At 36.4% G+C, this 341-nt stretch carries 1 protein-coding gene; it reads right to left on the reverse strand.

The window, feature by feature from the left end; translation table 11 throughout:
* Positions 1-2: 2 nt before the first annotated feature.
* Entirely contained in the window at positions 3-149 is a 147-nt protein-coding gene (locus tag AAC147_RS12660; RefSeq protein ID WP_156115477.1) for a hypothetical protein, read from the reverse strand.
* Between the last annotated feature and the right edge of the window lie 192 nt (positions 150-341).

Consider the following 341-nt stretch of genomic DNA (forward strand, 5'->3'; position numbering starts at 1 on the left):
CTTCAATGACGATTGGTATAGTCATATAAAAACTTAGCATGATCATTTTCGGGCGATAACTCGACATCCAGTAAAATCTTCTGGGCATTATCAGGCGCAGATTCATACAATATACGACCAATTTCTGAATACAGCTTATCATCACTCACCATCATTTTCCTTATGACACATTTCTAAAACGATTCATTTATTCATTATCTATTTGATAATAAATTGGATGCTACTGCTTTTACTGATAGAAAAACAGATATTGTGAGGGATGGTGGATTATGCTGGGAGAGAAAGCATACCTTTTGGGTGGGTGTATTCCATTGCGAATCAGGTGTAAATAGTGCCAGAGT

The organism is Xenorhabdus sp. NBAII XenSa04, assembly GCF_963866145.1.
Lineage (GTDB): Bacteria > Pseudomonadota > Gammaproteobacteria > Enterobacterales > Enterobacteriaceae > Xenorhabdus > Xenorhabdus indica.